We start from the raw sequence: 8,925 nt of genomic DNA, 5'->3' as shown, positions 1-8,925 counted from the left end.
GTCGTTGGTTTACGACCGCGACCGGTAAATGCATTGTTATACGAATGGATTCGCGTGCATGTTTTGCAGCGAGAGCCTCATCCAGACATAGTAGTGCAGCTAAGTCACGACGCTGTAGAGATAAAAACTTCATCGCCTCATGGTGTGTCTGCGGATGGTGAAGATGCGGGGGCGACTCCCGCGTCCTTTCATCTAGAGCATCAAGCGCTGTCTATTCTGGTTCCCAAACTAGACTGAGGGAGTTGGTCGTACTAGTCGTCTCCGTCCTCGGACACGGACGAAAACGGCGCAGCCTTTGGCAAGGTCTTAGACGTTACCGGCGCTGACCACTGTAAGTTTGTGCGAAAGATATCGTTGATCAGCGACTCGATGTCGCCGTAGGCGCGATTCCGTCTTGCCTCCAGCAACGCCTGTATGCGGCTCATTGCCTCTCCTGAGGACCAGGTGATCTGCCCGGTCAGAAGTACGAAAGCTTTTTGGGTAAGGGCCGCTCCTTCGATACCCGTGTTTCTCGGTTCCAAGGTGCGAAACCGCAATAGGTCATGTTCGGCAAGCCAAAGGAATGTTTCAAAACAGGCTTGGGAGCGCCGATCAGGTAGGCCAGTCAAATCCCACTGTATCGGTCCAGTGATGTCTTCTACCAACAATAGATAAGGAAGGGGGAACGCTGCGTAAAGCGCGCAGAAAACCTCAGCGCAGCAATAATGAAAGTCATCTACGTGTGTAGTTTTCATTGAGCGAGTACGTATTCTGCAAGCTTGCGCAGTTCTTCTTCAGTGAGCGCAGGCATTGCTGGCATAGGGATCGTCCCCCATTTGCCGGACCCTCCGCTGCGTATTGAACTCATCACCGAAGACAGACCGTCTCTACTATCTCGATACTTCGCGGCGACCATTTTGAAGCTGGGTCCGACGAGTTTGCTATCGACAGCGTGACAACCGGTACACGCGTTCGTCACTAATAGCGTCTGTATCTGAGGTCCGCCCGCGGCGGTGTTGCTGGGTGAGTCGGGTGTATTGGCACTTGATGCTTGCGACACGACAGTCGCAACGTCAGGATCATCGATATCCGCACTACCATAGGCCACCGCCAGGTAGGCGCCTATCTGCTCGATCTCCTCTGGGCTGATGGGGGCGCCGTAGCTATGCTGCATTTTTTTCATTTCAGCGGTCCACTGTTCCAGAGACATTCCCGGCGGTTGAAAGCTGATGTAGTCCACAGAATGGCAGATGGCGCATTTTTGCTGAGCGACTGTGTAACCGGGTAGCGAGGATTCTCGCAGTGTTGAGGTTTCGGCGGGGAGCGAAATCTCTTTTGCGGGAACATTAGCGGCTGCGCTCACCGCAGTGATCAAGAACAGGGACCTATACAGCATGTTTCGAAAAATTGATTGCATCGAATTCATCTTAAGACACCATTACTTCGACAGTCTCGACCACGTTGCGATGATACCCTCCCGGGTTCCATGTCGTTTGCTCAGGCTGGGTCTCCCCGCGTCTACTGGTTGCACGAACATGCACTGTCGCCGCCCCGGTTATTGGGAACTGGGTCACCAGCCTCCACTCTCGAAAAGAGTAGGGACCCAGATCGTCTCCGAGTTTTGCTAGCTGCCACTGTTGCCCGTTATCGATAGACACTTCTACTCGGCTAATACCTGAGCCGCCATCAAAAGCGATGCCCCTTAACTCCAGATCACGCTTTACCGGTATCGCGTCACCCGCGGTGATGCTGGTTACAAAGCTCCGTACGGGGATTCGTGAAATAGGTCGTGTACTGGGCGGAGAGTTGCCAGGCTCGACACAGTGGCAGTCGTTATCGGGTAATCGGTAGCCTTTTGTCATGAAGTAGGCGTCGTGTCCGGTAAAGGCTCCATCCAGCACCGTGATTTCCGACAAGTGCTTGACCCAGTAGGTGCCGAAGAAGCCGGGAACGATAAGCTTTAGCGGGTATCCGTTTAGGAATGGAATGTCTTCTCCATTCATTGACCATGCGAGTAACGGCTCAGCGGATAGCGCATGATCTATCTCAAGAGACTTCTGGAAGTCAGGAGTGCTCTCCATGACCGGCTTATCCAGACCGTTGAAAGCGACATGCTGTGCGCCGTCGCGTACGCCAGCTGAATCCAGCACTGCACGCAGTGGAATACCCCTCCATCGCGCATTGCCCATAGCACCGTTGCCAAGTTGGGCACCAAACACCCGAGGTTCGAAATAGCCTCTGCTATTCCCGGAGCACTGATTAACAGCAACAACCTCTTGAGGTTCTGTCATGGACTTAAGATCGGCCAGAGACAAGGCCAGAGGCTTGTTCACGTGCCCGCCGACTTTCAGTCTATAGGTCTCTGGGTCTATGCGGGTCGGAAAATTCGCCAGGTGATATCGCACGAAGAAAGCATCGTTGGGTGTAATGACGCTTTCATTAAAAACTTCAAAGGGAGTTTCCAGGTGCGGGGGACGGGTATGTACCCTTATCAGCTCACGTTTCTCCGGGTATTGCACGAGAGGACGGGGGCCTGCGGCCAGACTGACGCCCTCGCTTGTGTCCGAGGGGCTTGCGAGAGAACGAAGGGAGGATGCACCAAGGATTGCGGCGCTTGCTTTGCCGATAAAAACGCGTCGATTTAGTTTTGCGGTGTATTTATCGGTATTCTTATCATCATCCGACATAGCGCTATCCTGATCTTCGGGTAAGGTTAATTGTTCGTGAGTTAACAGTGGACTAGTAGTGGATTAACAGTGGATCAACAGTGGATTAACAGTGAACTAGTGGTCCGCAGGTCCAAATTGTTACGGACCCTATGATAATCGGAAAGCGTCAGCGTGATACCTTTCCAACCAAATCTTTAAGACATATAGCTTGTGACCCTTTGTTTTTCTCGCAAGTACGATTTGGCAGATTAGTTTGGGTCCCCCTTTAAGAGGAGTGCGAAGATGGGAATTGAAGTGAATGGCGTGATCGGCCTGTTGATTCTTATCGCCGATATCTGGGCGATCGTTAACATTATGTCCGCATCTGTGAGTGTGGGATCTAAGGTTCTCTGGATCTTGATCGTACTGTTGCTCCCGGTAGTTGGTCTCTTAATTTGGCTGTTTGCAGGACCTAGAGCGACCTGAATCGGCTTGACACGCAAAACCATAGAGCACTCTCTTTTGGGGTTTCGAGATGACTAAAAGGTCAGGCAATCGCCTGCGGCGCGACATTGGGTCCTACGGTGCTGCATTTCTTGTTCTCAATGGATTGATTGGCGCCGGAATTTTTGCTTTGCCAGGAAAAGTGGCGGTTAACGCCGGGTTGTTGAGTCCATGGCTCTTTCTGGCTGTGGGTGCGCTTTTCCTTAGCGTAGTGCTGGTTTTCGCTGAGCTCGCTAGCTACTACGAAGAAACTGGTGGCCCGGTCCTGTATGCCAGCGACGCTTTCGGTCCGCTCGCAGGTTTTGGCACCGGCTGGCTTCTGTTTCTTTCTCGAACCACAGCTTTTGCGGCTAACGCCACGGTCATGGCGTCTTATCTCGGTTCCCTGTTCGATGTATTGGCCGGGGATGCGCCGCGTCTGATTATCATCATCACCGTGATTCTCGGTCTGACCTGGGCTAACATTTTGGGAGTCCGCGATGGTGTACGAGCCATGGGGGTATTTACTCTTCTCAAGGCCGCGCCCCTGATAGTGCTCGTGCTGCTGGGGCTGCAAGCTGTATCAGGAAGTACCTTTTTACCCTCAGCAGAACTTATGGTGGATGATCTAGGCAGCACGACTTTGTTGATGATCTACGCCTTCGTTGGCTTTGAAACGGTTGGCGTAACTGCGGGTGAGACATCCCAGCCCCGGCGAACTTTGCCCAGAGTATTGGTGGCGACAGTCCTGGCCATCGGTGTCCTCTACTTTTTTATCGTTCTGGTTTTCGTTTCGGTTATTGATCCTGCAGATTATGCCAATGCCACCCTGGTGGACGTCGGGCGAGCATTAGCCGGCGGTGTCGGTGCGTTTGCGATCACTCTGGCGGCGGTGTTCTCTATCGGCGGAAATCTTGCAGGTTCCATGCTGGCGGCCCCGCGATTGATTTACTCCCTGGCAGAAAATCAACAACTGCCGACCTGGTTTGCTCATGTGCATCCCCGGTATGCGACGCCCGATCGATGCATCGTGATCATGGGCGCCCTTGCTCTGGGACTTGCGCTCACGGGATCCTTTGTCAAACTGGCTATCGCGAGCTCTGTCGCTCGCCTGTTGAGTTATATGATCTGCATTGCTTCCCTGCCAGCCATACGCAGTAATGCCAGCGAGACGGTGCGTCATAGTGCTTATCGTCTCAAGGGTGGCTACCTTATCCCGGTATTGGGCTTTCTCATCTGTATTTGGTTGTTAATGCAGTCGAAGGCAGAATCGTGGATCGCGGTTTCAATACTGCTGCTCATTGGTTTCGCTTTTTATGCTTTTGAAAAACGTTTTGGGCTGGCCAGGTGATGACTCGCCTCCACGTCTATGGTGCCGTTAGATGATCCCTGATGATCTGTTCATGGCACGGGCGTTAGCACTTGCAGCGCAGGCCGCAGAGCATGGTGAAGTTCCCGTCGGCGCCGTAATTGTTCACGACGGACGTGTGGTGGGCGAGGGCAGAAACTCCCAGATTGGATCTACGGATCCCACTGCGCATGCTGAGATTAATGCTCTGAGGACGGCTGCGTCGGCATTGGAGAACTATCGACTACCGGGAGCGACGCTTTATGTGACTTTAGAGCCCTGCAGTATGTGCTGCGGAGCAATGGTTCATGCTCGGGTTAGCAAGCTTGTGTTTGCAGCCAGAGAGCCGCGGGCGGGGGCCGTAGTGAGTACGAGAAGCCTACTCAACGAGTCCGCGTTTAATCACCGCGTGGAGTGGCAGGAAGATACAAATCACGCAGACTCCAGCGCTGAGTTACTGAAAGCATTTTTTCGCGATCGAAGAAAGTAAGTCTAAGGTTTTAGCTCACAGAGCGCGCAGCTTTAGATTTCTAAGGCTTTGAGGTACCAAATCTTCAGCGTCTCTGGGCGCTTCTGGTCGCGCCGCGCGAGCTGTCTGCCAGCGAAGAATGTTGTAGTAATGGCGGATGTTCTGCACATAGCGAACCGCTTCGAGTCCTCGGGCATACCCATAGCGCAAGGTCCGATAATGCTGGGGTTCTTCCAGTAACGGTAAGCTGTCCATGATGTCCTCCCACAGATGGGGATCACCCCCCCGTCTTTGCGTGAGAACGCGGGCGTCTTCAAGGTGCCCCATGCCTATATTGTAGGCAGCCAGCGCGAGCCAACTTCTGTCTGGCTCCAGGATGTCGTCGGGCAGGCGCTGGCGCAGCTTTTTGAAGTAACGCGCACCACCGCGAAGACTTTCTGCAGGGTCCGTACGATCGTCCACATCCATCTCTTCTGCGGTAGCAAGAGTGAGCATCATCATACCGCGCACTCCGGTACGGGATGTGGCGCTAGGGTCCCAATGGGACTCCTGATAGCTGATGGCGGCCAGGAGCTCCCACGGCATTTTTTGTTCTTGAGCGACGATTTCTATGAGTTGTTGATAGTTACTGAGATCTCTTCGGACTCTTCCGACGAAGGTTTGAGAGTCCACTCGTGAAATGTCTTCATCGCGATCAAAATAGCTGGCGCGAATATCCGCAACACTGCCATCGTTTTGACGGCGCTCCAGAAACTCGTTAATTAATTCGAGTAAGGGCGTTTCCTTGGCAGAATCTGGCAGGTACCAGACAATCTCTTCCTCTACGCCTAGGTCGAAGGCCACCTCGAGCCGCGGCACAAGGTTCTGCTGGATAAAAAAATCTCGAGAGTCCACAACGGCAAGATCGCTGCGATCTTCGTTAACGCTGGCGAGAAGCGCTGCAGTGTCGCTGGCGTCGATGCTGTTCCATGTTAGCCAGTCCATACCGTCACTACGGAGCGTTTCCAACAGCTCCTCGTGACTGCTATCTAGCAACACCGACAATGAAAGGCCCTTGAGGTCCGCGGGTTTTCGAGGTTTTTTACGACCCACCTTGTAGATCACCTGAGGTGTTTGCCTGGCGTAGCTCGCCGTGGCGGCAAACTGGGAGGCGCGCGTCTCCGTTAACGTAAGTCCTGCTCCAGCAATATCAGCCTCGCCGCGCTCCAGAGCCGTAAACATTTCTTCCAGAGAAAAGGCTTGGGTGACTTCCAGTTCCACTTCCAGCTCCTTAGCGAGGAGCATAGCGAGATCGTACTCAAACCCCCGGGGGCCGCCCCGGCCGAGGTAGTAGGTAGTCGGACTGTTTCTGGTGATCAGGCGTAATTTTCCGCGATCCTGAATAGCCTGCAATGTGTCGTTATTGCTGCCGCAGGAACTCAGGAGCAGAGCTGAAAATAGTGCCAGTGCGGCGAGTAGGGTGGAAGCCTTGACCATGCTTTGATTGTAACGCTCTTGAATTAGACCGAAAGACTTGCTTTTGGCTTAACGCCGCTTCCACGGAGCGGTACAATCCGCCGCTTTCTCGCTTCCTTTTCAAACTGAGAGACTGCTTTCTGATGCTTGTTATCCCCGGCGCTTCCGCTTTGTCCCCTTTTAGGCAGCAGGCGCTGGAGCAACGTTTGCGAGCAAAATGGCCCGATGTGACGCTTCTTCGTTGCGGATTCGTGCACCTTGTAGACGCTGAGCCTCTTGATGAAGGGAGAAGAGTGCGTCTGCAGTCCTTATTGGCGCAGGCAGCTACCGCAGATTTTTGCCCGGCTGAGGCTTTGAATGAAGGCACTTGGCTCTTTGTAATGCCGCGCCCCGGGACGATCTCCCCTTGGTCTAGTAAAGCCACCGATATTGTCCGTGGTTGCGGTGTTGAGGGTGTGGAGCGCGTGGAGCGAATCTGCGCCTACGAGCTGAAAGGTGTCAGCCCGGAAAGCCCCGTCTGGGATGAGCTGGCTCTGGAACTTCATGATCGGATGGTTGAAGCGACAGCTGCCAGCCTTGATGGGCTTGCGGCTCTGTTTTCTCATTTGTCCCCGACCAAGAGTGTCGCGGTAGATGTTCTAGGCGAGGGGAGAGTCGCTCTGGAAGCGGCTAATCAGCGCTTGGGATTGGCTCTGGCAGAGGATGAGATCTCCTATTTATTGGAGAGTTTTACGAGTCTTGAGCGGAACCCCCGGGACGTTGAGCTCATGATGTTTGCTCAGGCCAACTCTGAGCACTGCCGACATAAAATTTTCAACGCGAGTTGGACCATTGACGGCGAAGAGCAGGCAAAGAGCCTGTTCGCAATGATTAGAAATACCCATGCAAACGCGCCGGAGGGTGTTCTCTCCGCTTACTCGGACAACGCAGCCGTAGTGGCAGGTCATGATGCGAGTCGATTTGCGCCCTCGGGATCTTCCCGCGAGTATTTAACAAAGTCTCAAGCTGTGCATCTGCTGATGAAGGTTGAGACCCACAACCACCCGACGGCTATCGCGCCTTTTCCCGGCGCGGGAACGGGTGTTGGCGGCGAGATTCGTGATGAAGGGGCCGTGGGACGAGGGTCAAAACCTAAAGTAGGCTTAACCGGGTTCAGCGTGTCCAATCTGAAGATACCGGGCTTGCAAGAACCCTGGGAGCAAGACAACGGAAAGCCCGCACGCATCGCGTCGGCTTTGGACATCATGCTTGAGGCTCCCATCGGCGGTGCCGCCTTTAACAACGAGTTCGGTCGTCCGAATATCTGTGGCTATTTCAGAAGCTATGAACAGCGCATCGCCCATTCGAGCGCTAGCGCTAGTAGCGCTGAGTATCAGGTACGCGGTTACCACAAGCCCATCATGATAGCGGGTGGTTTTGGCAATATCGCCGCGGAGCACGTCGACAAACCTGAGTTCTCGCCGGGAGCTGCCCTGCTCGTGTTGGGCGGACCTGCAATGCTTATTGGTCTGGGCGGTGGTGCGGCTTCAAGTATGGCCAGCGCCGACGGTCAGGAGTCTCTTGATTTTGCCTCAGTACAGCGTCAGAACCCGGAGATGGAGCGCCGTTGCCAGGAAGTTATCGACCGCTGTTGGCAGTTGGGTGACGAAAACCCCATCGCGTTTATTCATGACGTCGGAGCTGGCGGTCTGTCCAACGCGCTACCGGAGCTTGTGAAAGACGGTGGCTGCGGTGGTCTGTTCTCTCTTCGAGATGTGCCCTGCGATGATCCGGGTATGTCGCCCCTTGAGATTTGGTGTAACGAAAGTCAGGAGCGTTATGTACTGGCGGTTATGCCTGAGCGCATAAACGAGTTTAAAGCTATCTGCGCGCGGGAACGTTGTCCCGTGGCGGTCGTGGGAGAGGCTACGTCTGAAAAGGCAATCGTCGTTACCGATACACACTTTGGCGATGAGCCCGTTGCAATGCCCATGCCCGTGTTATTCGGCAAGCCGCCTAAAATGCATCGCGACGATCAGCGCTTGGCGCCGCCCTCGGCCGAATTTTCTGCGAAGCCATCGGTGGAAGAGGCTTTGCATCGCGTGCTGGGTCTCCCGACGGTCGCCAGCAAGAGTTTTTTGATCACCATTGGTGATCGAACTGTGACCGGCTTGGTCGCAAGAGATCAGATGGTGGGTCCATGGCAGGTGCCGGTAGCGGATTGCGCCGTTTCACTGGTGAGCTATGACTCGGAGATGGGTGAAGCAATGGCGATGGGGGAGCGCACCCCCGTAGCGCTATTGAGTAGTCCAGCTTCCGCAAGAATGGCCGTCACCGAGGCGATTACTAACATCTGCGCGGCTCCCGTTGCGAGCCTCAGTGATATTCGTTTGTCGGCAAATTGGATGTGCGCGGCGGATACGCCCGGAGAGGGGGCGGCCCTGTATGACGCCGTACATGCTATTGGCGAAGAACTATGCCCGGCACTGGGAATCGCGATACCCGTAGGCAAAGACTCCATGTCTATGCAAACCCGTTGGAACGAGAAGGGTGAATCTCATTCA

At 54.3% G+C, this 8,925-nt stretch carries 9 protein-coding genes; 5 read left to right on the top strand and 4 right to left on the bottom strand.

Annotated elements, in window-relative coordinates:
• Positions 1-237: hypothetical protein (locus AB8B76_RS12050; protein ID WP_405272790.1), on the top strand; the 237-nt coding region annotated here is incomplete at its 5' end.
• 14 nt (positions 238-251) lie between these two features.
• Here the strand turns inward: AB8B76_RS12050 and AB8B76_RS12045 are convergent.
• The 3 genes from AB8B76_RS12045 to AB8B76_RS12035 are packed head-to-tail and all read right to left on the bottom strand — an operon-like array spanning position 252 to position 2,666.
• The gene (locus tag AB8B76_RS12045; protein ID WP_405272787.1) at positions 252-734 is read right to left on the bottom strand and encodes a hypothetical protein; all 483 of its coding nucleotides are present in this window, start codon (positions 732-734) and stop codon (positions 252-254) included.
• The gene (locus AB8B76_RS12040; protein ID WP_405272785.1) at positions 731-1,396 is read right to left on the bottom strand and encodes a c-type cytochrome; all 666 of its coding nucleotides are present in this window, start codon (positions 1,394-1,396) and stop codon (positions 731-733) included. The genes AB8B76_RS12045 and AB8B76_RS12040 overlap by 4 nt, the downstream gene beginning before the upstream one ends.
• Before the next feature lie 10 nt (positions 1,397-1,406).
• The gene (locus tag AB8B76_RS12035; protein ID WP_405272783.1) at positions 1,407-2,666 is read right to left on the bottom strand and encodes a molybdopterin-dependent oxidoreductase; all 1,260 of its coding nucleotides are present in this window, start codon (positions 2,664-2,666) and stop codon (positions 1,407-1,409) included.
• 264 nt (positions 2,667-2,930) lie between these two features.
• On the opposite strand from AB8B76_RS12035, the gene AB8B76_RS12030 reads away from it, so the two are divergent.
• Genes AB8B76_RS12030 through tadA form a run of 3 tightly spaced genes read left to right on the top strand, consistent with a single transcriptional unit; the run spans position 2,931 to position 4,948 of the window.
• Complete coding sequence (locus AB8B76_RS12030) at positions 2,931-3,113, top strand: PLDc N-terminal domain-containing protein (protein ID WP_405272782.1); 183 nt, start codon at positions 2,931-2,933, stop codon at positions 3,111-3,113.
• Positions 3,114-3,162: 49 nt separating this feature from the next.
• Positions 3,163-4,461 (top strand): APC family permease, encoded by a 1,299-nt coding sequence (locus AB8B76_RS12025; protein WP_405272780.1) that lies wholly within the window; start codon positions 3,163-3,165, stop codon positions 4,459-4,461.
• 31 nt (positions 4,462-4,492) lie between these two features.
• Entirely contained in the window at positions 4,493-4,948 is a 456-nt protein-coding gene (gene tadA / locus AB8B76_RS12020) for a tRNA adenosine(34) deaminase TadA (RefSeq protein WP_405272779.1), read from the top strand.
• 15 nt (positions 4,949-4,963) lie between these two features.
• On the opposite strand, the gene mltF is transcribed toward tadA, so the two are convergent.
• Positions 4,964-6,403, bottom strand: a complete 1,440-nt coding sequence (mltF, locus tag AB8B76_RS12015) for a membrane-bound lytic murein transglycosylase MltF (protein WP_405272777.1) — start codon at positions 6,401-6,403, stop codon at positions 4,964-4,966.
• Between the two features lie 122 nt (positions 6,404-6,525).
• Here mltF and purL point away from each other — a divergent pair.
• A partial coding sequence (gene purL, locus AB8B76_RS12010; RefSeq protein ID WP_405272775.1) for a phosphoribosylformylglycinamidine synthase occupies positions 6,526-8,925 on the top strand: 2,400 nt, incomplete at its 3' end.

This window comes from Congregibacter sp. (genome assembly GCF_045107095.1).
Taxonomy (GTDB): Bacteria; Pseudomonadota; Gammaproteobacteria; order Pseudomonadales; family Halieaceae; genus Congregibacter.
Note: the sequence above shows the minus strand (reverse complement) of the source record. Positions and strands in the feature narration are given on the sequence as shown.